We start from the raw sequence: 25,131 nt of genomic DNA, 5'->3' as shown, positions 1-25,131 counted from the left end.
CAGAGCTTTATCCTTAAGACTCATAATCTCGATACTCGTAAACTAAGTTATAACTTCTTTGCCCAAGCTGTAGCGGCTTGATCAATTAAATCATATGCATGATCAAACGCTTCTTTGCTTAAACGATATGGATCAGGGATATCTTGCTGGCCAATCCATTGTCCAAACAGCATCGTTTTGCCACGAGCTTCAGGGGCGATATTAGTAACTGCATCGATATGGCCTTTTTCCATCACTAAAATCAGATCATAATCACGACATAAATCACTGGTTAGTTGCTGAGCTTGGTGACCTTCAAGAGAATAACCATGAGCAAGTGCCACTTCAGCTGCCATTTTGTCGGCAGGTTTGCCGACTAAACCACTTTTCGCAGTACCAACGCCAGCCGAAGCAATATGTTTATTGGGTAATTTTGCTTTAAGAATGCGTTCGCCTGATGGTGAACGACAAATATTGCCTACACAAACAACAAGAATTTTATTGAACATAGTAAATAGCTTTCGAGGGATGATATTGCGAGGTTCGATATTCGAGGTTCTAAACTATCATCCGTCTACATAATTAAAAATTAGACACAAAAAAGACGAGTAATGCGGTTGTCGCTTTACTCGCCATTTAAATATGGGTTATTAAATTGTTACTGTATGAATTACTTTAAGTTCAAATAGTAGTTCATGCCTTCAGATAACTGATTAAAGCTACCAATGGTTGGCACAAGTTGTTGGATCACACGGTTCCAACGCGCAATCGGTGCAGCGGTGACATACACGACATCATAAGGCTGTAATTCAAACTCGGTACCGATCACTAATGCAGTCGCATCTTTGATATTTAATTGGTAAATATTCGCAGCGGGTGCATGCGGTGTTTTGGTTAAATCCGGATGATTAGCACGAATAACAAACACGCCAGTTGCATCAGCTTGCAGTTCATTAATGCCACCTACGCCGCTTAAGGCTTCGGTTAAACTCATGCCTGCACGGTCAATTTTAAGTAGCTTAGGCTCTTTAACTTCGCCCAGCACAAACACTTTTTGAGCGTCATTACGTGGCACATGGACAATATCGCCGTTACGTAACAGACGGTTTTGGGTTAAATCACCACGTTGCATTAGCGCATATAACGATAAGGTTTGATCCTTACCATTGCGGGTCAATGTGACATTGCGCCAATCCGCATCAGCTGCTAAACCGCCTGATTTATTAATCGCATCAAGTAAGGTTAAAGGCACATTGGTAATCGGCTGTTGGGCTGGATTTTTCACTTCACCAGTAACATAGGCTTTTTGAGCACGGAACGCCGCCACGTTAACATCAACTTGTGGTTTTTCAACATATTCAGCTAATCGCTGCGCGATATCAGTTCGAATCTGCGATACCGTTTTACCCGCAACCTGTACTTTTCCTATGTAAGGATAAAAGATTGTACCGTCAGCATGAACCCAGTTACCGGCTTCACTCGCACTACGGTAAGAACCTGCAGGAATAGTCAGTTCGGGGTGATCCCAAATGGTAATATTTAAGATATCGCCAGGGCCGACATGATATTCATAACCAGCAACTTCTTGTTCAAGCTTAGTGTTTACCTGTGCTGCAATTTTCGCCACTTTAAATTGGCTAATATTATTAACAGTTAACGGAAAAACATTCACTTGTTGATCAAGTGTAGGTTGTTCCTGATTGACTTCAGTAACGTGCTTACCATCAAGGCTAAGATGCGATCCCGGCATACTACAGCCAGCTAACATTACAGAAGCAACTGCTGTGACAAGCAATTTTTTTGATAATTCCATGAGATTAAGTTCATTTCAGCATTGATGGATGGGGATTCATTGCAAATAAGCATGCTACCGCCCGAAGGTTACAGCTCCTCACTTGCTTTAAAAAGTATAATTTTTTTATTGACAAAAAAACATAAACACCACAAATATATAACAGCAATAATTAACAGTTAATCTGCATATATATATTTAAAAAATAACACCTAATATTGACAGCGTTTATATTGCTAACGAATTCTACTTAATTTACATATAAAATGAAATATAAAAATCAGCCCAATTAGTATCCATATATTACTTAATAAAAATATGTAACTAATTGTAATTTAAGGCAATCATAAAAAGTAAAAATTTGCAACCCATCAATTTAAATAATGCCACATTGCATCCAATAACAGTGATGAATATCACACTTTACACACTCAGGCGCATAAAAGCCAAAAAAACCTTACGTGGTTATATGTAATTATTCGGTATAATTATTAATTCAGTGCACTAATAATTCACTATAAGAAATGTCATTTTTTTGACAACCTATATATTATTTTTATCGATAAGGATTTACATCATGAAAAAGAATGCGTTCGTTCTTCTAGCAGCTATGGCTATGTCTTCATCAGCATTCGCTGGCGGTTATGTTGCAGATGATGCAGCACCAGTAGAAGCTGCACCAGCACCAACCGGTCAAGCTGCTGGTGTTCCAGCTGCATCAACGACTGCTGCTGGTACAACTGTTGCTGTTGCTGTTGGCGGCGCTGCAGCAGTAGCGGCAATCGCACTAGCTGCATCAGATTCAGGCAACACTAACTCAACAACTACTTCTACTTCTACTTCTGTTAGCGCAGCTAAGTAATTGATCAGATTTGACCTGATAAAAATTTAGGTTAATAAAAAAATAACCGTGCTTGCCACGGTTATTCTATTTTGTAAGCTATTCGATTATCGCAATCTATAGCTCTATTTGGATAGCCGATCGGAAGCACTGCCCATGCTTAAAAATATCACTCACCTCCCTATTTCAAAGCTGTTGCTGATATCGACAGCAGCTTTATTGCTTTCAGGCTGTAGCCAAAAAATAACCAGTGTTAACGATACTGTTCGCCTTGCCGTACGAGGCACCGCCGATATTCATAAATCGGCTTATACCGTTGCAGCATTACCTTATGCCAGCACTTATGTTCGTATCGATAATCAAGCGCAGCTATTTATGGTGCTAGCACTAGCTGAATCAGCCACAGGTGAAACAGTAACGAATACGTCCTCAAAAGCGTCACCGCCACAACTTAAATGGCTTGCCAGTGATAACGGCATGCTGGTCACCCAAAGTGGACGAATTATAAAAACCGTTAACTTGAGCACTGGTAATTTATTAGCGACTCAAAGTAATACCCCCGATCCATTAGCTCTCGGTTTACATTTGGCATCAACACCCACAACTTGGCAGCGCACGATTGATTGGCAACCGGGTTACCACATCGGTTATCAACTCGACTCACAGTTTGTGTTTGAACAGCCAGAAGTATTAACCATTAATGGCAACTCAGTGCCTGTGCTGCGCTTTCGTGAAAATGTCACCGTAAAACAGCTTGATCGCCACTACAGTAATACTTTTTGGGTTGATCAAACGACGGGGAAAGTAGTAAAGAGCCAGCAATATTTAGCCCCCTCTTTACCTAGTGTTGAAATGACTATTCTTAAACCTTTTGGCTAACGGTAGTATCTTTTATGTCTTGTTCAGTTTTCACTACAACAGCTCGCCACTCGATTTACTCTGCGCTAGCAAGTCTATGCTTATTGGCTTCAATGCCAACCGTGGCACAAAACCTCATCACTCTCCATGCTAACGGTAATTCAGCGGCAGCAGTAAGTTTACAATACGCCGAGCCGGTACGGTTGGCACAAGTTGTTAGCGATAGCCTTAAACTTCGTACTGTTATTGCGACACCATATTGGCTTGGTAGTAGCTTAACCACCACCACCGAACCAGCAACTAAATCGGCGTTGATAAAGCAGCTAACCCAATTAAGTCAACACCACAGCGACGATGTAGCTATTAGCCATAGTTTTGCTAATACCGCGCAGTGGTTACAACAACAGATTAAGACCCAACGCTTAGCTGTGGCTATTGATATCGATAAAGTACGTTTGAACCAAACCGATAACCCATTATTAACGGGTAACTATCAGTTACAACTGGCTAATCGTCCAACTTCGGTCACCGTTATTGGCGCAATTGAAAAACCGCAACAACTTGATTGGCAGCCTCGAATGGCAGCTAAAGATTATTTAGCCCAAGTGACGCCAATTGATATTGCTGCCAACAGTTACGTAACTGTGATTCAACCTGATGGGGCAATACAACAACATTCGATTGCGTATTGGAATAACAACCACGCCGATATTGCACCAGGGGCAATTATCTACCTTGGTTACCAGTCTTTATTTCATGATTACAGTGGCTTAAACCACGATATTTCTTCAATGCTAACCAACAGGACGTTGTAATGAACTCTGTCACATCGGCTTCTACTCGCCGCAACCTATATCAACGTCCTTTATTTACTTTATCTGCATTAGCTATCGCGTTACTGCCATTGTGTAATGCGCAGGCAGATGAGTTTAGCTACCCTGAAATGCGCTATTCCAACAATGATTTTGGTGGTGTGGGCTTAATGCAGATGCCAACCGCTCGTATGCATACTGAAGGTGAGTTTACCTTTGGTACCACTATTAGCAGTGATTACCACCATTACTGGGCATCATTACAACTGTTGCCATGGCTAGAAACCACCATTCGTTATACTCAGGTCCCTGATCTTTATTACAGTAGTAGTCAAAGCTTTAGTGGCGATACGCTCTATACCGACAAAGGTATTGATGCAAAACTACGTTTATGGCAAGAATCTTATTGGTTACCGGAAGTGGCGGTAGGTATTCGTGATATTGGTGGCACCGGCTTATTTGATGGCGAATTTATTGCCGCTAACAAACGACTTGGACCATTAGATTTCACCCTTGGTTTAGGTTGGGGTTATATCGGCCAGCGTGGCAATATCACTAACCCATTATGTAAACTAAGTGATACTTTCTGCGATCGTAACAATGGCTTTAAAGGTAATGGCGGTAGTTTTGATACACAACGTTGGTTTAAGGGCAATGCAGCCCTTTATGGTGGGGTGGAATACCAAACGCCATGGCAACCATTACAGCTAAAGTTAGAGTATGACGGTAACGATTACACTGATGATTTTCGTGCCAATCGTGGCCATGATATGACGCCTAAATCACCCTTCAATATTGGTGCTGTCTATCAATTAACCGATTGGGCAACCGCTAATATCAGTTATGAGCGTGGCACTACCGTTAGCTTCGGTTTAAGCGTTAATACTAATTTTAACCAACTTAAAGCGAGTTGGTTAGATGAGCCAATGCCAACGGTAACAACACCGACAACAAATAATTTAACCACCGAGCAATGGCAACAATTAGCCCAAGATGTTGAGAAAATTGCGGGCTACAAAAATCCAACCATTTATCAGAATGGTGACAGTAGCATTACTGTGGTTGCCGAGCAGGTTAAATATCGCGATCGTGATCAAGCTCAGTTACGTGCGGGAATATTACTTAATAATCAGGCCCCAAAAGTAGAACAATTCCATATTGTTGAAACGGTTGCTAATCAGCCAATCACTGAAACAGTGCTTAACCGTCAGCAACTGCTACAAGTCGCAAACAATGATTATATCGGCAGTAATATTGCTGATAGTCGTACTACTGCTGCACCTACAGATATTCAAGGTCAACAAATGGTTGATCTGAATCAGAACTGGAATATCGGTATTGCACCAACCCTCCAGCAATCATTAGGTGGCTCAGAAGGCTTCTACATGTTTAATGTCGGTGTCACTGCCAGTGCTGATTATTGGTTTAATAACCACTTTACAATCGGCGGCTCGGTTTATTTAAACCTTTACGATACTTACGACAAATTTAAATATGATGTGCCGCCAGATGGCACTCATAATAAACGTGTGCGTACTTTGGTACGTCAGTACATTACTGATAACACATTACGAATGAATAACTTACAGCTAACGTGGTTGGATCAAGTATCAAGTAATTGGTATGCACAAGCGTATGCGGGTTATTTAGAAGTGATGTTTGGTGGTGTGGGTAGCGAGGTGCTTTACCGCCCTGTTGGCAGTAATTGGGCTCTGGGATTAGATGTCAATTATGTTAAGCAGCGTGATCCACATTCGGCATTTGGATTCTTTAAAGATCAGAATCAATACGATGATCATTTAGGTCGCCCATACGAAGTCCAAACAGGCACTACAACGGGTAATTTAACCGCGTATTACCAACCACAATGGCAATGGTTACCGAATACACTATTAAAAGTCAGTGCTGGACGTTATTTAGCTGAAGATACTGGCGTAACTATCGACTTCTCGAAGCAATTTGATAGCGGCATCATTGCTGGTGCTTTTATCACTAAAACGAGTATGTCAGCAGCAGAATACGGTGAAGGTAGCTTTAATAAAGGCTTCTATATCTCGATTCCATTCGACATTCTAACTGTTAAACCAAGCACTAGCCGTGCCCATATCTCATGGTTACCAATGAACCGTGATGGTGGTCAAATGTTAGGTCGTCAATATCACCTTTATGACTTAACCGATGGGCGTCAACCATGGAGCGGACGTAAAGCTTTTAATAACTAAATTGTGTTAATAAATTGGTAACTCATTCTTTGGGTTACCGATTTTCGTCACTATTCGACTCATTTTTGTAAATACGCACTTTTTGAACTTGCGGTAAAAGCAAATAACATCAAATAATATACCTTTTTGGTATTAAATAATTCTTTATTAACAGTTTGTTACACTCTAAATAGCAAAATAAATGAAACACCGTTTAATTGCTATGTCATTCAAAAAAAATGCATTATTATATATGAAAAATATATCCCAATCGCGTTTGTTATTGTAGGGTATAGACAAGCACTTTCATATAAATAGTGCGAAAATTACCGGCTTAAGTCGGATCTATTACAATTAGGAAAATACGGCAAATATTATGAAAAAAACTTTTCTAGTACTACCTCTTGCTCTTCTTGTATCTGGCGCGGTAAATGCTGCAACAGATAACCCTTTTTATGCTGGTGCTCGTTTAGGTAATAGCTTCTACGACATCAAAGACAGCACTACCAACATCGATCTTGATAACAAAAACCTTTCAGGCGGTGTTTTTGCTGGTTACCAGATCACACCATGGTTCGCTGGTGAAGTTGGTTACACTAACCTAGGTAGCGCAAGTGTTGAGAATGGCCTAGGCAAATTTACAGCTCAAGGTGCAGATCTTGTTGGTAAATTCTCTTACGCTATCAACGATAAAATCGACATTTTTGGTAAGCTAGGTGCTTTCTACTACGATTGGAACGCGAAGAACGGCGCAACTCACGATGACAACGGCTGGGCTTCAACAGCTGGTGTTGGTGCTGAGTACTACATCAACAACAACGTTTCTACACGTGTTGAATACCAATACTACAAAGATGTTGGCGGTGCTGACATTCAATTCGCTGGCGTTTCTCTAGCATACCACTGGGGCGCTCCAGCACCTGTAGTTGCTCCTGAAGTTGTTTATGTAGATCAAGTATCTGTAGCAACTATCGAAGAGCTAAAGCTAACTGTACCGTTTGCATTCGATAGCGCTGAAATTACTGCTGGCGATGCTGCACACCTAGTGCCTTTCGAAGAGCGTCTAAACCAATACCCAGATGCAACAATTACTGTTGTTGGTCACACTGATAGCACTGGTCCTGAAGCATACAACCAAAAGCTTTCTGAAGAGCGTGCTGCAACTGTTGCTAAAGAACTACGCGCACACCTAAACATGGGTGAAGATCGTATTCTTAGCGAAGGCCGTGGTGAGCTAGATCCAGTAGCTTCTAACGATACTGCTGAAGGTCGTGCTGAAAACCGTCGTGTTGACATCATCATTCCTGAGCTAAACATCGAGACAGTTACTCAAGTTGTTGCTCAGTAATTATTACTGACACAATAGCTTAGTACGACGTATTTATTACGTAACCAGTACTCGCTAATAATCCGCCATAACTTCACGGTTATGGCGGATTTTTTATGGGTGTTCAATTCCGTCCCCCCAGAAGAGAGGCACGAATTATCCAGGATCTACTCACCATGCCATTGAGCCTGAAAGACACCAGCGAATGCATTTACTCTACAACGCGTGGATAGTAGCTCGTGATACCAAACTATAAGCAAAAAAAAACCCAACTCATTATGTAAGTTGGGTTTTCTTTAAGTCACACTTTAGTTATTGAGCACCAAAGCCAGTAAGCATGGTTCGAATAGTTTTAAATACGATATTAATATCTAACCAAAAAGAAAGATTTTTTATATAGTATAAATCATGTGCTAACTTCTCTGATGTCGATTCAGTATCATCAGCATAACCTTGAACCACTTGAGCCCAGCCAGTAATTCCTGGTTTAACCATATGACGATAGCCATAAAATGGAATTTCTTGCTCAAACTGTTTCACAAAGCTATCTTGTTCAGGACGAGGACCAATTAACGCCATATCGCCTTTCAACACATTGAAAAACTGCGGTAGTTCATCAATTCGAAACTTACGAATAAACTTACCAACTCTAGTCACTCGTGCTTGCTCTGCCGTAGCAAACTTATCTTCAGCACCAGCTTCCTTGATAGTCATACTACGAAACTTATAGATTCGAAATAACTTACCACCTTGTCCAACTCGCTCTTGTATAAACATAGCAGGACCAGGATTTTCAAGCTTAATTAAGATAGCCGTAATAGCCATTATTGGTAATGTAATCGGAAATGTCACGATGATAATAAATGATTCCCAAATACGCTTAAAAGTCATGTAAAGCGGATTAGGCTGCAATGAACCAATCGCATTTTCCATCAAATGCTTAGTTTGTACTTTACCTTCAAGCATCTCGCGAATACTTTCAGCATGGAAAACAGCAATATTATTCAAGCTACAATCAGCTATAAACTTTTCAGCTTCAGGAGAAAGATTACGATGTAAATCAACAACTAAACTACCTTTAATATTTGCAATATCATAAGGTGCTTTTAGTTCAATGACACGCACTCTACCCCTTTGATTTAAAGAGTTTATATCGAAGTTAGGAATAGCAAAAAGAACTAAACGTTGGCTTTCTTGGCGTAGAAATGCAGTAAAAAATAACCAAGAAAAACTCAATATCCAGCCATAAAAAACAATACTACGAGAATACTCAATACGAGTCATAAACATTATAGTTATTGCAACAATAAAAATACTTGATAGTACTGGTAAAATATAATATTTACGCTCAACTAATAAATAACTAGTTATACGAGGAAGCGTCATCGCAGCAGCTAAATAACAGATCCCTACCATCCACATGGAATTTGAAACTGTTTCAGCTCTTTCTTCCGAGAATAAATTAAGTGTACCTAAAACTATAAATAATCCTATGCTATGACATAGGTAAGAATTAGATAATATCTGTTTAACTTTTTTAATAAACATCAAAAAATCTCTTCGATACAAAGTGTATTATTATAAAATCAAGCGATACTATAATAATACATGACACTAAAAATATTATTGAAATTTTTGAATATTTTTCAATGCTTTTTTAACTAAAAAATACGACTGTTCTAACATATCAGACTCAGCATAACACCGAAGTTCAGGAGCATTACCAGAAGGACGAAAATGAATAATATCATTATTTGTTAATGTTAGCCTTAGACCATCTGTCATATTTATTGACTTTACAATATAACCATTAAAACCCAAACGCTCTAAAAATTCTTGCTGTGACATTTTAGCATCATCAAGAATAGCTATACTTTTTTCTGTTGCAAAGTTTTGAATACGATCGCTATGTGTAAATCGCTGAGGTAATACTTTAATTAACTCAGAAATAGGTCCTTGTTTTGCTTTCGATAATAACATTAAGGCAGGTAAAACAGCATCTCTAGTTGGTAATGCTTTAATAAATATACCATTAACTTCTGTATCAGAACCTAATAAAAAACCACCATTAGCTTCAAAGCCTGCTACTGAATTATATTTTTCACCAAGAGCATTAAATTCTGCAATAACATAAGGTGAACCAATTTTAGTTCTTTTTACAAAACTAAATAGTTCGCAACTTTCAATCGCAGTATTACAACTAACAGGTACAACTAATGCTTCAATACACATAGCATCTGCACACAGTAAACCTAGTATATCACCACGAATCCAATCACCATTTTCATCTGCAACTAACGGACGATCACCATCACCATCAGTAGAAAATATAAAATCAAGATTATGCTGCTTTGACCATAACTTGGCTTTTTGTTTGTCTTCGTCCGACACCGCTTCAGTATCAATTGGCACAAATTCATCACTTCGTTCTATTGAAATAACTTCTGCACCTAACTCTTCAAAAAGTGGAACATATAAATCACGTCCAGCACTTGAATGTTCATAAATACCGATACGTTTACCTGCTAACATTTTATTATTAAATAATGATGTATAACGCTCAATATATCTTTCAGATGCTTTATTACTAGCAATTAATTTCGGTAATTCAGTGATCTCATTAAATTCAGCGGTAGCATTTAAAATAAATTGCTCATCACTTTTACTAATTTCACCATCTGGACGATAAAACTTAAGTCCATTACGATCAAACGGAATATGGCTACCTGTAACCATAATACAAGGTATATTATCTTGCATAGATACATAGGCTAATGCTGGTGTTGGTACTACACCATAATACACAACCTCTAGTCCTAATTGCTCAATCGCTTTTGCGCAAGCTTGAGCCATTGCTGGACTACTTGGACGATTATCTATAGCAATAGCTACTTGTTTAAAGTCAAAATCCTTTTTTATACAAGTAATAAATGCATGTGTAAATGCAGCACATACATTAGCTGTGAATTGCTCTACTAAACCACGTGCACCACTTGTACCAAACTGAATACCAGACTCTTTTATAACATCAATACTTTTTAGCATATTATTCACCAATACTTACATCATCTATACGAACAATATCTTTTTCAGATAAATACGCACCAGATCTAACTTCAATCAACTCGAGAGGTATAAGGCCCGGATTTTCAATAGAATGAGCAACTCCAATTGGAATATAAGTTGACTCGTTCTCAGTCAAAAAGTACGTTTTATCATTATATGTTACTTTAGCAGTACCCTTAACAACAACCCAGTGCTCAGCCCGATGATAGTGCATTTGCAGCGCTGTTTTTTCGCCAGGATTAACGATTACATGCTCAACTAAATATCTATCACCTTTAGCTATTTCATCATAACTTCCCCACGGGCGAAATACTTCACGATGTTGTAGATATTCATATCTATTTTCTTGTTTAAGACGTTCAACAATATTTTTTACACTTTGAACTTTATCTTTGTCAGCAATTAATATGGCGTCTTTCGTCTCAACAACGATTAAATTATCCACCCCAACCGTCGCAACTAATTTATTTTGGGAATAAATATAACTATTAGAGGTATCCTCTGCTAATACGTCACCACGTATAGCATTATTATTCTCATCCTTATTACTAATTTCCCATAGTGAAGACCATGAGCCAACGTCACTCCATTTTGCATCCATAGGAACAACTACAGCATCTTGGGTCTGTTCCATAACAGCATAATCAATAGAGTCATCAGGACAATCTATAAATTCTTTTTTATCTACCCTTATAAAATCAAGATCTTTCTTTGATTTATTAAGAGATTTTTCGCAAGAAGATAATATATTTGGAGCATATTTTTTCAATTCTGATATATAGCGTGAAGCCTTAAAAAGGAACATCCCACTATTCCAATAGTATTCACCGCTTGCTACATATTTCTCTGCGGTTTCAAGTTTTGGCTTTTCAACAAAAGCATCAACAACAAATGTTTCATCTCCTAATTTTTCACCACGTTTAATATAGCCATACCCAATTTCAGGATGAGAAGGAATTATACCAAATGTAACAAGCTTCCCTTTTTCAGCTTCATCAACAGCATGCTTAATTGATGATAGAAATGCATCAACATCCTGAATAATATGATCAGCCGCGAGTACTAGTAACAATGGATCTTGCTTTTTCTCTAACATATTAAGAGCAGCTAAAGCAATAGCCGGCGCTGTATTTCTTCCAACAGGCTCCAGTATTATATCGCTATTATCTATATTAACTTTCCGTAATTGCTCTGCAACAATAAATCGATGTTCCTCATTACAAATAACTAAAGGTGCCTGATGATCTAATTTATCTAAACGCTTCACAGTTTCCTGTAACATCGTAGCATTAGAAATTAGTTCTAAAAATTGCTTAGGATATAACGTTCGAGACATAGGCCAGAGACGACTTCCCGCTCCTCCAGCCATAATTACTGGCAATATTTTATTATTAATCATTATAGCCACCTGCTTACTTCCTTTTCTAAATCGACATGATATGTATTAATAAATGGCACTTCAGCATTATCTTTTAATGCTGAGTTAAACATTTCTAAAAAATCAGAAGTATTATCTAAATTATATAAATAAATATGCTGATCTTTATGTTCTCTAAACGCGGATATATTAGTTGCTAGTATAGGACGAGCGCACATTCGCCCTTCAATAAGCGGTCGACCAAATCCTTCTGCAGTTGAATGAGCCCATACAAATGATGAATTATAAATTTGTTTTAATAACTCATGATCAGATATCAGAGGTAATAATTCAACATTATCACAATCAACCTCAGAGATAATATCTTTTGCTAATTTATTATCATTGCCAAACCCTAAAACTTTCAAATGTACTTTATCAGAAACATTTTTATATAATTTTAGTGCTTTTTTAAACTCTTTATTTTCACCGCTACCACTAATTAAAAAAACATATTTCCCTTTATCATGTTCATCAAAACAATCATGCTTAATAATGTTATCTAACAAATAAAAACTATTAGGAAAATAATATAAATCACAACCTTTAATTGCTGCAACATTCTTAGCTAATCTCATTGTTGTTTTGGATACAAATGCAACATCACGATTCATAAGCTCATGAAAATACTGACTAAACAATATATACAACGCAGATAATGATTTCTTTTCTTTATATTTTTTATTCGGTATAAAATCATGTATTATTAATAAGCTATTGCCAAATATAGATGATAATATTGAACATGAATTATATGGGTAGATAACTTTTTCATATCCACCTAACAACCCAATTATAGGTGTTATTATTTGCTCATATAAAACAAAGAAAAAATCTATAATATATCGAGGCTTATTTAAAATCCACTGAGGAGCTTTAATAACTTTAACTTCATTTTCTTTTTTTAATAACTCAAGTAAATTATTAGTATAAATTGGGATTCCTCTTTTTAAAATCCCGTCATAAAAATTAAAAATTAAAATTTTTTTCATATTCACCACTTAAAAAATATTATTTATCGTATTCCACGAATATTCATTTTCGACTAAATCTTTAGCATTATTCACTAACGATTTTCTTAAATTTATATCAACATTTAACTTATTGATCATCTCAATAAATGAATTAGCATTATTTGCTATTGCAATAGTACTTTCCCACTTATTGATAGCACATGCTACATTTTCAGAGGCAATAACAGGAATTCCCATTGCAAAAGACTCTAATACTTTATTTTGTAATCCAGAACCATAAAACATTGGGAAAATAGCTAAATCCATATTTTCACAAAACTTTTCGATATCATCTATAAAACCATGAACAATGATATTTTCATATTTATTATAATTCAAAATTTTATTTGTAGGATTGACCCCCACAATATGAAAAACATACTTCCCTATAACTTTTGGTGCAATATTTTCAACAATAAAGTCTACGGCCTTCTGGTTAGGATAATATGATAAATTTCCAAAAAATATTATATTTTTAATATCATTATCCATACATCTATTATAAAAAACACGTTCCACTCCATTAGGAATTATTTTAATATTCTTAGAGCAAATAATATCCGCATCTCTTTGACTAATAGCAATAAATGTATTTTTGTTATCAATGAGTTTATGCTCTAAATTTTCAAGAAGCTTGGCCTCCCGTCTTAAAAGGAGCTTATTTAAAATATTTTCAGATGTCGATCTTTGCTTCATATTAAATGAAAGAGCATCAACAAAGTCTAAAGTCACATTATAATCATTTGAAAAATCTCTTATTATTTCGAAATAATCACTTAATCTTACAAGTTGAATAAACACTTCATCATAATGATTCAAATCTAATATTTTTTTTAATTTATTTTTATACTCAATATTACTATACATTGAAACTTGAAGTGGTTTAGATAAACTAAAATCCTTCAATATATTAAAAATTTTATCTTTCTTTGTTGCACCACATATATATTTATTATTAATTTTAGATAAAAAATCTGTAGGTTCTTCCTTTAATTGAGCTTCTATACTAAAAACATCTATAAGATACTCATCAGATAATTTTTCTATCTGTTTATAAGCTCTTAATGCATCACCATTATAAATAGGATATGGATAACGACCAGTAATAAATAACATTTTCTTTTTCAAAACAAACTCCAACTTCTAAATAACAATTATCATATTATTTAGAACGCTTAATTTCTCTTATTAAATATGGTGATATTATTATGATGGGTAATGATTTAATAATTACTACAAACACCTGAACTAACTCAGCTCTAGTTGAGAAAAATAACCCCGGTAACATACACATACCTATTAAAATTAAATATATCTTATTGCTCGATAATAATTTACTAATTAATAGAATAACCCCCACACTATAAACAAATAGAATAATAAAAAAATATTCATGCCCTAAAAGTATGGACTCTAAAACACTTGAAGAAGATAAGTTTATGCCACCAGTTCTTGTTCCAAGAGCTAAGTTAGAATATGTCTGAGATACTTGAACTGCCTCACCACCAAATCCAACTAAGTTTTGAAGTTGTAAAAAAATATTTTTTATATCAAAGTAATGTATAAAACTAAATGTATCATGTGAAACTACAAATAGTTTATTTAGCCCACTCAGTGTTGATGCTAATGAATCTAGAACTACCAAAATATAATTGAAAAAATTTATACTATATCCTTCTCTAAAATATGAAATAGCACTAAACACAATAAAGACAATAAGCACTGGTCGTATATTAGTTATCTTAGTAAAGATACTTACTGCTAATTTTTTATTTTGATATGCATAAAGAATTAAAATAGATAGCATAGAAAAGAAGAATTTATTTCTAATGCCTATCAATAAATCAGATGATAAAACAACAACTGCTAATATTTTACTATATTTATTTGACGGAAAGAAAAATACCATTAATGATGTAATATAAGATAAACTTGATATTAATCTTACAATTGATGGCACAGATTGATGTAATTTCGCACTTTCAGTATATATTGCTAGATGGCCATCACCAGAAGCAATTATAAACTTAAGATACATAGCTATCTTTAATAATTGACAAAGTGCAGATATCACAAAAACAACATAAAACAATGGTGTTAATAACATCTTGTTATTACTTTTCACTCTACCTATATATGGTGAAATTATATAAAGAATAATATTCACCAATAATACCATTACTAATACATAATAAAACTTATCCTCAAACCCTCCTTTAATCATCATATATAAGGAAGGTATACCTAATATTAATGAAAATATAAAACTATATACAACACCTAATGAAAATGCACTACTTCTTAAAAAATAAACCAAACAAAACGTTGCAACTGATACAATAAAAAAGATAGCATTAATCCACTCATTATATCCTGAAAAATATGTAGAAAATGCTACTATTATCAATAAGCTTATATATATACATACATACCCATTTATTTTCAGACCTATATTCTGACCATTGCTATTTTTATTGATCTCCACGTTTTGTCCTGTAAAAAGTTAGTAGTAAAATTAAGAAAATAAGTGATACACTCTCAATAACAATCAGTGCATATCCTGTACCAAGAATATTATATTTAATTGTAAAGCTATATATAACTGGAATAGAAAAAGTACAACATAACATTGCAGAAAAAAAGGAAACTTTAAATAAACCTTTTGACAAAATTAATGCTGTCACCATTCCATTAATACACTTTATAATGGCTAAAATCATCAAAATAATAATTAACTTTTCACCTAACAAACTTTCAACTTTTATTGCTGGAATAATTATAGGAATTATATATGATACTCCCCACCAATAAACACTGCCAGCAATAACTAGTACTGCGATTATGCAACAGAAAAATACAGCTAAATAGCCTCTACTTATACTTTTTCTCGATAAATTTGCATAAAGGACAGTAGAAAAAACAGAGAAAACCATTACAAACGGATCTACAATTCTAAAAATAGATGCATACAGACCCATATTAGAATTATGAAGATAGCCTAATATAAAAGTATCAGCGCGAGAATAAAATATAACTAATGTTGCTGTTAATCCTATATATAATGTTCCTTTATACAATTTAAACAAATCATAAAATGAAAAATTAAAACTCCATTTCAATATTTTATATTTAAATAAAACAGAAACAGCTAGAATGGAAAATATAATTTCATTTATTATATATAGAAATAATGTAATATTATCTCCCTTAAAAAATAAATAACTAATCATTACAAATGAACCAGAGATCACAGATGCAACAACAACTCTCCCTGTTATTTTTCTACTATCACTTATAGCCTGAAAAAATGAAATAGGAAGATTAAACAGTAATGAAAATGGGACTGCTCCTAAAACAACAAATACAACTGCGTTTCTATATATACAGTACAATATTAAAGATGATATGACCGAAGCAAAAAAACCAAATATTATTTTTTGTCTAAATACAATATTAGCATATTTAACTTTATCCTCTATTGTACTTCTCGCAAAATTCCTTACACTATAAGTATCAACACCAAAATCAACTATAATCCTTAATATTTCACTTGTGCTCACACACAAAACAAAAATAACCATATACTCTTTTGGTGAAAAATTTATAACCAATAAAATAGTTAATGTCTTAAACAAGAAATAGCATATTTTATTAATTAACGAGTAAAAACTATCATTAACTACTGCTTTTATCATATTTTAAATAGTATATCGAATACTATTTCCTTTTTCTATTATCTCGAATTAAAGCAACACCAACACCAACAATTAATCCTATAAACATACCAAATAAAACAAACATTGCCTTATTAAAAGTCACAGGATAGTCTGTACCTTGATACTTACCTTTTTGTTGATAAGACATAAAATTTATCATCTTTGGTATATTTGAACTTTTTATTGAACTCAGCTTTAAGTTGAGATTATTCAATCTTTTTGATATTAATATTAACTCATTACTTCTTTTTATTTCTTTTAATTGCTTAATTTCTTCTTCTATTCCTTTATATCCTAATGATGTATCAAATATATCGTTTTTTGTATGAATTAGTAATGGCTTTTCTTGTCCAGCCGCTAAAGCAACTTTATAGGAGAGTTCACTTTTCATTATTATCAAATCAAGTTTATTTTTAGCTTTATTTTTCTCTATTGAAATATCTTCATTCAATTCATTTACTACTATATTTTTATAACTATTTGCCTTTTTATATAATTCATTCTTAACTTCTTTATTGACAAATATTAAATATGCCTCAAGTATACTTTTTGACTTATCTGCAGAATCACTTTTAAAAGATACAATATAACTATTATTATCTTTAGTTATAATTAATCTTTTACTCCACTGATTGATATCTTCATTATCAAAACGATTATCATTATAAAATGAATGTTTACTTTCAGGTAAATTAAACATTTCATAAAAACTTTCAAACCAAACAGCAGAACTACCTAGATCAGATAAACTATTAATATTTTCTATTTTTTTTAGTCTTGAAATATAATTAGTAAAATCACTACCACTAGATGATTTCACTAACTTTGTTGAAACAACCCAATAAGGCTTATTATATACAGCCCACCCAGCAGATAAAATCATAAAGGTTAATATTGATATTACAATCACCTTAACATTTCTATTACACAATGATAAAAGGTTATTCAATTCCAGTGAATAATCACTATTAATATTCATTCTAATCCTTAAAATAAACACGCTACCGCCCTTGGGATCTGCTATATACCCACAAAGCACTAGTTATAATTTTTAATTTACTCATAATTGCATGCTACAACATACAATTATGCCATTAATTTATCGCTATATTGCTGAACCAATTGCCAATCACTTGGGCTTAACTCACTTTTTGCATCTAATAAGCTTTGTTTTACTTTCTGCTGCATCTGCATGATATCAGTAATACCTTGCTGCTCACAATCTGCTGCAGCAAGTGAGATATGCCCACGTAAATAGCCACCAGCAAACAGTTCGTCATCCGTTGCACTGTCAATATTGTCATCAATAAGCTGCAATAGCTTTTGTTCGTAATCGTGGATCATCTTCTATCCTTGCTGTTAAGCGCAATCAGTTAATGGAATAGGCTTGGGAAAATCAGCTATTGTTAGTGGTGCAATGCCATAAAAGGCACGAAATGCATCAGATAACATTTTGGCACGTTCTGGAATACCGTGAGTCAAATAATTGAAAACTTGCTGACGTACTTTTAAGGTGAAGCCCACCCTATCAGGCTCACAGCTACCACTCAAATTATCGCAACTTACTTGATACTTAAACCCACAACTTGCTGATAAAATCCACTCAATAGCTTGGGGTTTAATTTCAACCACTTCAAATTCTGCTTGTACTTCAGCACTGCGACCATCGGGCTGGTACCAGTAACCATAATCTTCTAATAACCGCCTTGCTTCTCCGGCAATACACCAATGTCCGAGTTCATGCATCGCTGAGGCATAATAGCCACGTGCAAATATAATTTGATGGTGGTTACGTTCCTCTGAAGCAGGAAGATAAATTGGCTCATCACCACCTAATAATAGTTCAGTATTTAAACGATCTAAAAAGACCGAGTTAAACAAACGAATAAGATCGTTATAGTCATGTTTTATATGTGTTTTCATTTAATTATAATTAACGTGTCATGATTATTTAACGCACGAAGTATATAGGTTTTCATAACTGAGCGCGAACTCTCACTTTAAATTATCAGTCATAGTCAATATTTCTATTGTTACTATAAATATTCTTTTTACATGAGCTCAATTAATCCCAAAAACAATTATTTTCATTAGAAGTTGAGATGCGTCACTAATACAATATTGTTATTCCCATGATTAACTACAGGCATCACAGTTATTATGCTTCTTTCTATTTTATACATTATCGGAATTACTGCTGAGGCGATGACTGGTGCGTTAGCGGCGGGTAAACGCCATATGGATTGGTTTGGGGTAATGGTAGTAGCAAGTGCAACCGCTATTGGTGGCGGTACGGTACGTGATATTTTATTAGGTCACTATCCACTTGGTTGGGTGGCTCATCCGCAATATTTAGTCATTACCTGTGTTGCAGGCTTACTCACCACCGTATTAGGTAAATGGGTAGTACGGTTCCATAAGATTTTTATCATTCTTGATGCGATTGGTTTGATTGTATTTAGTATTATTGGCTGCCAAGTCGCGATCACCATGGGGCTATCGCCAATTATTTGCGTGGTTGCTGCAGTAGTAACTGGTGTATTTGGTGGGTTGTTACGCGATATGATCACTCGTCGTAGACCAATGGTACTACATAAAGAACTTTATGCATCGGTGTCATTTCTAGCCGGTATTATGTATATCACTATGCTGCACTTTAATGTACCAGCCGATATTACTACACTGGTTACATTAACTGTTGGGTTTAGCTTACGCATGGCAGCAGTATTCTTTAGCTGGAGCTTACCAGTATTTAAGTTTGAGGAAGCAAAAGCTTAAAAGCAGGGAAAGCAAGAACGAGGAAAGGCAGTAGCGAGTGACGAGTTATTAATACACTCGTAATCTCGAAACCTATTTCCTCGTTACTAATACACTCGTAATCTCGAAACCTATTTTCCTCGCCTCTATATCTTCGGGGTTGTTGTTACCACATCGGCATTTTGACCACGGTTACGTAGTAAGTGATCCATGAGAGTGATTGCTAACATCGCTTCTGCAATCGGCACGGCACGAATACCCACACACGGATCATGGCGGCCTTTAGTAATCACCTCTGCCGACTCACCTTGTTTAGTAATCGTTTCTCCAGGAACACTGATACTAGACGTCGGTTTTAAGGCGATATGAGCAATGATATCTTGTCCTGATGAAATACCACCAAGAATGCCACCAGCATGATTGGTTTTAAAACCTTGTAATGTCATCGCATCACGGTGCTCACTACCACGTTGCTCAACCACATCAAAGCCATCACCAATCTCAACCCCTTTAACAGCATTGATGCTCATTAATGAATGGGCAATATCAGCATCTAGGCGATCAAACACCGGCTCACCTAAACCAACAGGTACATTCTGTGCAACGACGGTAATTTTAGCGCCAATAGAATCACCATCTTTTTTAAGATTACGGATCAACTCATCAAATGCGTCAACTTTATCCACATCCGGACAGAAAAAGGCATTTTGTTCGATTTGTTGCCAATCAACCTTATCAATTTTAACCGCCCCCATTTGTGACAGGTAAGCGCGTACTTCGATGCCATGTACTTGTTTTAAGTATTTTTTAGCAACAGCACCTGCGGCAACACGCATTGCAGTTTCACGTGCCGATGAACGGCCACCGCCACGATAATCACGTACCCCATACTTTTGATGGTAAGTATAATCAGCATGGCCAGGACGGAATAAATCTTGAATATTAGAGTAGTCTTTTGAACGTTGATCGGTATTTTCTATCAACAGCCCAATTGATGTACCTGTAGTTTGACCTTCAAACACACCTGATAGAATTTTAACTTCATCAGCTTCACGGCGTTGAGTGGTATATTTTGAGGTACCAGGTCGACGACGATCAAGATCGTGTTGCATGTCAGCTTCTGTGAGTGCTAATCCTGGTGGGCAACCATCAATAATACACCCCAATGCGACTCCATGACTTTCGCCAAAAGTGGTGACACGAAACAATTGCCCTATAGTATTTCCAGCCATGACTTCCCCTGTAATATTTCTATGCTTACATGCATTTTTAATTATGGTAATCAATACATACTGCAAAGATGTGATTTGAAAAGCAAGCAATAAAGTAAAGGCGAGTTTCGAGGTTTCGAGGTTTCGAGGTTTCGAGGAATAGCAGTGCTAAAGGTAGCGAGTGTCGAGATGTTAGTAACGAGAATAACTTAGCCTAATATCCGTGAGCCTTAAAGAAGCCAGTGGAACTCTATAATACAACCACTATAACTCCACAACGCGTGGTCAGTAGATTCCCTATCGCCCTCGCGGGCATTCACTGTAGAGAATGACGGGCTGGATTTGATAACAAAAAAAGCGACAGGCTTTCACCCATCGCTTTCTAATCAATCTCGGTACTCGAAATCTAGTTCCTATGCTACTGCTAACACTTTATCCGCTTTTGCTTTACGGAATTTCTTCAGTGATACCGCAACCAGTGCCGTTACAACCATACCAGTAGCCATACATAGTAGTGCTAATAATGGTTTGTTCATTGCACCCAGTAATGCGACAACAGGGCCACCGTGAGCAACACTGTTAGTAATACCAAATGAGAACGCCATTACTGCCGCAACCATACTACCTAATACGTTAGCTGGAATAACAGAGATTGGGTCTTGTGCTGCAAATGGAATCGCACCTTCAGAGATACCCACTAAGCCCATTGCGCCAGCTGCTTTACCTGCTTCAATTTCTGATTGCTCAAAGATATTTAGTTTACGACCAATCACAGTCGCTAGCCCCATACCCAATGGCGCCACAGGAATTGCACATGCCATCGCTCCCATAAATTGAGTTTGACCATTAGCAATCATACCGACAGAGAACAAGAACGCGACTTTGTTAAATGGACCACCCATATCAAAGCCAGCCATACCACCCAGCACTATACCTAGCAATATTACGTTACCAGTACTCATTTCAGTTAGGACGGTATTCATGGTATGCATTAGGCCAGCAATCGGCGCACCAATAACAAAGATAAACGCGCCTGCAATAAATAATGTACCTGTAATTGGTGCAATAAGAATCGGCACTAATGGTTGTAATAATTTGTGGTAATTACGTGTTGCCACCCAACGCACAAAGTAACCCACTAATAGACCCGCGATAATGGCACCAATAAAGCCAGTACCCGCATCTGCACCATAGAATGAACCGTTATTTGCAATCCAGCCACCAATGAAACCTGGAGCTAATGCTGGACGATCACCAATGGCATACGCTATGTAACCCGCAAGTACTGGGATCATTAAGGTAAAGGCGACTACACCAACATCGAGCACTTTTTGCCACATGCTGCCGACTGGAATTTGCATGCCTGAATCAGTCGGTTGTCCGCCAATCGCTAATGCGAGTGCGATTAACAAACCACCTGTCACTACAAATGGAATCATGTGTGACACGCCATTCATCAAAAAGCGGTATAGATCTGAACGCGCTTTGGATACTTTGCTTTCACCGTCTTCTAACCCATCACCATTAGCATCAAACGGTTTCGCCACTAACGCTTGTTGAATAACGCCCTTACCGTCTTTTATCGGTGCTTTAACGCCCGTTTTAATTAATTTTTTACCTGCAAAACGTGCCATGTCGACTTGCTTGTCACAGCTAACCACAATTGCTTCAGCACGGGCAATTTCTTCGGCTGTCGGGGAATTTTTAACCCCAATAGAACCATTAGTTTCAACTTTAATTTCATAGCCTAATTCAGCCGCTGCTTTTTCTAATGCTTCAGCAGCAAGATAGGTATGTGCTACACCAGCAGGACAACCAGTGACGCCGATTAATAAGCCTTTATCTTGTGGTAATGTCGTTACGGTTTGTTTTTCAGCTAACAACAATGCTAATGCATCAGCTGGCGATTTCGCAGCTAAAAATGCATCGATAAAACCATCTTCAATTAACTTTGATGACAACTCCGCCAGCACTTCAATATGGTGATTATCGCCACCATCTGGAGAAGCAATCATAAAAAATAGTTTTGATGGCAAGCCGTCTTCTGCGCCATACTCAATCCCGTTACGACTGACACCAATCGCAACTGCAGGTTGAATAACAGCAACACTTTTAGCATGGGGTAGTGCCACACCATCTTCAAAACCAGTATTTCCTAGTTCTTCACGAGCTTTAACATCGATTAAAAATTGGGTTTTATCCGCAACGCGACCTTGTTGAACTAAAATATCTGCCATTTCAGCAAACACTTCATCTTTGGTGGTTGCTTTGAGGTTGAGGTTAATCAACTGCTCATTGATGAGAGTGGTAATCATGTTTTATCCCCGATGATTTATTTATGGACTCGATGACATCGCATCGGCCATCAGCATGGGAATATTGTCGGATTTTTCAGGTAGATAAAGTAGAGTACAAAAAAGGCTTTAACTGGAAATTTGTAACATTGAATCATCAGTGTGAGCTATCACTCATATTTCAAATCAGATATAAAACAAGTTGATAACCAATTTTAAAACTTACAAATCAAAAAGTTAAATAAAACACACAGCAAGAATTAATCATTTAATTTAACTGGATAATATTTTAATGACTATCTAAATAAGGCTTTAACTTGGCAGAGCATGGGGGTTTTTAGTGCGATAGATCACAGAAAGAAGGGGCGAAGTTTCGAGGAAGAGTAGTAGCGAGGGAAACGAGTGACGCGATCTCTGGGTTTGGCATTCACTTAGCCCATTATCCGTGATCTACTCAATGCGTGATCGAGCTTCAAAGACACCAGAGAATAAAGTGACTCTACAACGCGTGGATAATTCCCACAAAAAAAGCGATAGGTTTTCACCCATCGCTCAATCTCGTAATCTTAAAAACTCGAAACTCGTTACTTAGTTATACGCCCGCGCAAACATACCATCACAATGGGCTGAGTATGCTTTCGCATATGCTGGAATAAACACTGACTGACCTTTTTCAAGCGTCAATGTTTCACCGTTATGGTGGGTCACAGTCAATGGCGCATCAATAGCAAACAAAATTTCGGCACTGGTATTTTGTAAAGCAATATCATGAACTTGCTTATAAACACTGAATTTAAAATCAGGCACTGGCACGTGATAATGTAAACCGCCTTCAGCCACTGCCGGTGCCAGCAATAGCTTATCGACCGCCATACTAGTAAATTCTGTATTCGCCACCAGCTCGGGTACGTCCATAAATTTCGGTGTAAGGCCTGCGCGCAACACATTATCAGAGTTAGCCATGATTTCTAGACCTGTGCCTTTAATGTAAGCATGTGGCGTACACGCACTTAAAAACATCGCTTCACCGGGCTGTAATGTCAGAACATTTAACATCAGTGGTGCAAACAGACCAATATCACCAGGGTATTGCTCAGCTAGTTCTAACAATAACGCAAATAATGGCTGCTCTTGATTTGCGTTACAGAAAGCTAATAGTGCATTAACTGCCGCGTCTTTGTGTTCACCTTCCAGTGATAGTATCGCTTCAAAGAAAGCACCTAAACCCGCTTCAGTTTGATTCGCCGCCAGTTTCGCAACAAGATCGCTAATTACCTCAATATTTAAGGTTTGGAACAATGTCACGATCTCTGCAATTTGACGAAAACCATTCATTGCTTGATAAGGCGTTAACGCAAACACAAGTTCTGGTTTATGGTTAGGATCTTTATAGTTACGGTTCGCCGCATTACGCGCAATACCACTTTTTTCTTCCTTCGCATAACCGATCTCAGCTTGATGCTTACTGGGATGAACCTGGACTGATAATGCTTTCTCTGCCGCTAACACTTTAAACAAATAAGGTAATTCAGCAAATTTAGCTTGAGTTTCTGCGCCAATAATTGCATCTGGATCTGTGGCAATAAAATCGGCTAAGAGAACAGTTTCACCATTAACAACAATTGTTGAGCAGCCATTTGCATGTGCACCCATCCACATTTCTGCTTGCGGTTTTTGCTGTGGATTTGGAATAGCAAACAGTTGTTCAATTGATGTTACACTGCCCCAAGCATAATCTTGGATCACGTTACCCATCTTATAAAAGACAGCACGGGTAGAGTCAGTCATTTTCAGGTCCTATTGTTATTATTGCTCAAAATGTTGATGGCATAGCATTAACCATTATG

General features: G+C 36.6%; 21 protein-coding genes. 6 read left to right on the top strand and 15 right to left on the bottom strand.

Going from position 1 to position 25,131, the window contains the following annotated elements; genetic code table 11:
• Nucleotides 1-47 precede the first annotated feature (47 nt).
• Both PPBDW_RS04420 and PPBDW_RS04415 read right to left on the bottom strand, forming a co-directional pair.
• Entirely contained in the window at nucleotides 48-488 is a 441-nt protein-coding gene (locus PPBDW_RS04420) for an arsenate reductase/protein-tyrosine-phosphatase family protein (protein ID WP_036793626.1), read from the bottom strand.
• A gap of 161 nt (nucleotides 489-649) precedes the next feature.
• Complete coding sequence (locus PPBDW_RS04415) at nucleotides 650-1,792, bottom strand: polysaccharide export protein (protein ID WP_036793624.1); 1,143 nt, start codon at nucleotides 1,790-1,792, stop codon at nucleotides 650-652.
• Nucleotides 1,793-2,348: 556 nt separating this feature from the next.
• Between PPBDW_RS04415 and PPBDW_RS04410 the strand changes: the two genes are divergently transcribed.
• The 5 genes from PPBDW_RS04410 (at nucleotide 2,349) to PPBDW_RS04390 (ending at nucleotide 7,831) form a co-directional block, all read left to right on the top strand.
• Nucleotides 2,349-2,633, top strand: coding sequence for a hypothetical protein (locus tag PPBDW_RS04410; protein WP_036793622.1), 285 nt, complete (start codon nucleotides 2,349-2,351; stop codon nucleotides 2,631-2,633).
• 135 nt (nucleotides 2,634-2,768) lie between these two features.
• Nucleotides 2,769-3,491 (top strand): YjbF family lipoprotein, encoded by a 723-nt coding sequence (locus tag PPBDW_RS04405; RefSeq protein WP_036793619.1) that lies wholly within the window; start codon nucleotides 2,769-2,771, stop codon nucleotides 3,489-3,491.
• A gap of 14 nt (nucleotides 3,492-3,505) precedes the next feature.
• Nucleotides 3,506-4,285, top strand: a complete 780-nt coding sequence (locus PPBDW_RS04400; RefSeq protein WP_054261978.1) for a capsule biosynthesis GfcC family protein — start codon at nucleotides 3,506-3,508, stop codon at nucleotides 4,283-4,285.
• The gene (locus tag PPBDW_RS04395; RefSeq protein ID WP_036793617.1) at nucleotides 4,285-6,504 is read left to right on the top strand and encodes a YjbH domain-containing protein; all 2,220 of its coding nucleotides are present in this window, start codon (nucleotides 4,285-4,287) and stop codon (nucleotides 6,502-6,504) included. Before PPBDW_RS04400 ends, PPBDW_RS04395 begins: the two co-directional genes overlap by 1 nt.
• 355 nt (nucleotides 6,505-6,859) lie before the next feature.
• Nucleotides 6,860-7,831, top strand: a complete 972-nt coding sequence (locus PPBDW_RS04390; RefSeq protein WP_036793616.1) for an OmpA family protein — start codon at nucleotides 6,860-6,862, stop codon at nucleotides 7,829-7,831.
• Between the two features lie 291 nt (nucleotides 7,832-8,122).
• On the opposite strand, the gene PPBDW_RS04385 is transcribed toward PPBDW_RS04390, so the two are convergent.
• From PPBDW_RS04385 to PPBDW_RS04340, 10 genes are all read right to left on the bottom strand, one after another.
• Nucleotides 8,123-9,358 carry an exopolysaccharide biosynthesis polyprenyl glycosylphosphotransferase gene (locus PPBDW_RS04385; protein WP_082386810.1) on the bottom strand — a complete coding sequence of 412 codons (1,236 nt, stop codon included), beginning with the start codon at nucleotides 9,356-9,358 and terminating at the stop codon, nucleotides 8,123-8,125.
• 75 nt (nucleotides 9,359-9,433) lie between these two features.
• On the bottom strand, nucleotides 9,434-10,855 hold the full coding sequence (locus PPBDW_RS04380; protein WP_036793614.1) for a phosphomannomutase: 1,422 nt from the start codon (nucleotides 10,853-10,855) through the stop codon (nucleotides 9,434-9,436).
• A gap of 1 nt (nucleotide 10,856) precedes the next feature.
• Nucleotides 10,857-12,275 carry a mannose-1-phosphate guanylyltransferase/mannose-6-phosphate isomerase gene (locus tag PPBDW_RS04375; RefSeq protein ID WP_036793613.1) on the bottom strand — a complete coding sequence of 473 codons (1,419 nt, stop codon included), beginning with the start codon at nucleotides 12,273-12,275 and terminating at the stop codon, nucleotides 10,857-10,859.
• The gene (locus PPBDW_RS04370; RefSeq protein ID WP_036793612.1) at nucleotides 12,275-13,285 is read right to left on the bottom strand and encodes a glycosyltransferase; all 1,011 of its coding nucleotides are present in this window, start codon (nucleotides 13,283-13,285) and stop codon (nucleotides 12,275-12,277) included. Before PPBDW_RS04370 ends, PPBDW_RS04375 begins: the two co-directional genes overlap by 1 nt.
• Nucleotides 13,286-13,294: 9 nt before the next feature.
• On the bottom strand, nucleotides 13,295-14,434 hold the full coding sequence (locus tag PPBDW_RS04365) for a glycosyltransferase (protein ID WP_036793611.1): 1,140 nt from the start codon (nucleotides 14,432-14,434) through the stop codon (nucleotides 13,295-13,297).
• A 34-nt stretch (nucleotides 14,435-14,468) separates the two neighbouring features.
• Nucleotides 14,469-15,791, bottom strand: coding sequence for an O-antigen polymerase (locus PPBDW_RS04360; RefSeq protein WP_054261977.1), 1,323 nt, complete (start codon nucleotides 15,789-15,791; stop codon nucleotides 14,469-14,471).
• A complete protein-coding gene (locus tag PPBDW_RS04355) occupies nucleotides 15,778-16,866 on the bottom strand; it encodes an MATE family efflux transporter (protein WP_156312879.1) in 1,089 nt (362 codons plus the stop codon). The genes PPBDW_RS04360 and PPBDW_RS04355 overlap by 14 nt, the downstream gene beginning before the upstream one ends.
• Before the next feature lie 157 nt (nucleotides 16,867-17,023).
• Complete coding sequence (locus tag PPBDW_RS04350) at nucleotides 17,024-18,001, bottom strand: hypothetical protein (RefSeq protein ID WP_036793609.1); 978 nt, start codon at nucleotides 17,999-18,001, stop codon at nucleotides 17,024-17,026.
• A 107-nt stretch (nucleotides 18,002-18,108) separates the two neighbouring features.
• Nucleotides 18,109-18,366 (bottom strand): YfcL family protein, encoded by a 258-nt coding sequence (locus PPBDW_RS04345; RefSeq protein ID WP_036793608.1) that lies wholly within the window; start codon nucleotides 18,364-18,366, stop codon nucleotides 18,109-18,111.
• Nucleotides 18,367-18,381: 15 nt separating this feature from the next.
• Nucleotides 18,382-18,933 carry an elongation factor P hydroxylase gene (locus tag PPBDW_RS04340; protein WP_036796256.1) on the bottom strand — a complete coding sequence of 184 codons (552 nt, stop codon included), beginning with the start codon at nucleotides 18,931-18,933 and terminating at the stop codon, nucleotides 18,382-18,384.
• A gap of 249 nt (nucleotides 18,934-19,182) precedes the next feature.
• Here PPBDW_RS04340 and PPBDW_RS04335 point away from each other — a divergent pair, with 249 nt between their 5' ends.
• On the top strand, nucleotides 19,183-19,800 hold the full coding sequence (locus PPBDW_RS04335; RefSeq protein ID WP_036793607.1) for a trimeric intracellular cation channel family protein: 618 nt from the start codon (nucleotides 19,183-19,185) through the stop codon (nucleotides 19,798-19,800).
• A 125-nt stretch (nucleotides 19,801-19,925) separates the two neighbouring features.
• On the opposite strand, the gene aroC is transcribed toward PPBDW_RS04335, so the two are convergent.
• The 3 genes from aroC to manA all read right to left on the bottom strand — a co-directional run bounded on the left by aroC (nucleotide 19,926) and on the right by manA (nucleotide 25,072).
• On the bottom strand, nucleotides 19,926-21,011 hold the full coding sequence (aroC, locus tag PPBDW_RS04330) for a chorismate synthase (protein WP_036793606.1): 1,086 nt from the start codon (nucleotides 21,009-21,011) through the stop codon (nucleotides 19,926-19,928).
• Between the two features lie 392 nt (nucleotides 21,012-21,403).
• A complete protein-coding gene (locus PPBDW_RS04325; RefSeq protein ID WP_036793605.1) occupies nucleotides 21,404-23,305 on the bottom strand; it encodes a PTS fructose transporter subunit IIABC in 1,902 nt (633 codons plus the stop codon).
• Between the two features lie 567 nt (nucleotides 23,306-23,872).
• Nucleotides 23,873-25,072, bottom strand: coding sequence for a mannose-6-phosphate isomerase, class I (gene manA, locus PPBDW_RS04320; RefSeq protein WP_036793604.1), 1,200 nt, complete (start codon nucleotides 25,070-25,072; stop codon nucleotides 23,873-23,875).
• Nucleotides 25,073-25,131 lie beyond the last annotated feature (59 nt).

Origin of the sequence: Photobacterium kishitanii (assembly GCF_000613045.3) — a bacterium.
Lineage (GTDB): Bacteria > Pseudomonadota > Gammaproteobacteria > Enterobacterales > Vibrionaceae > Photobacterium > Photobacterium kishitanii.
The sequence above is the reverse complement of the archived record's forward strand: the minus strand, read 5'-3'. Positions and strand labels throughout refer to the sequence as shown.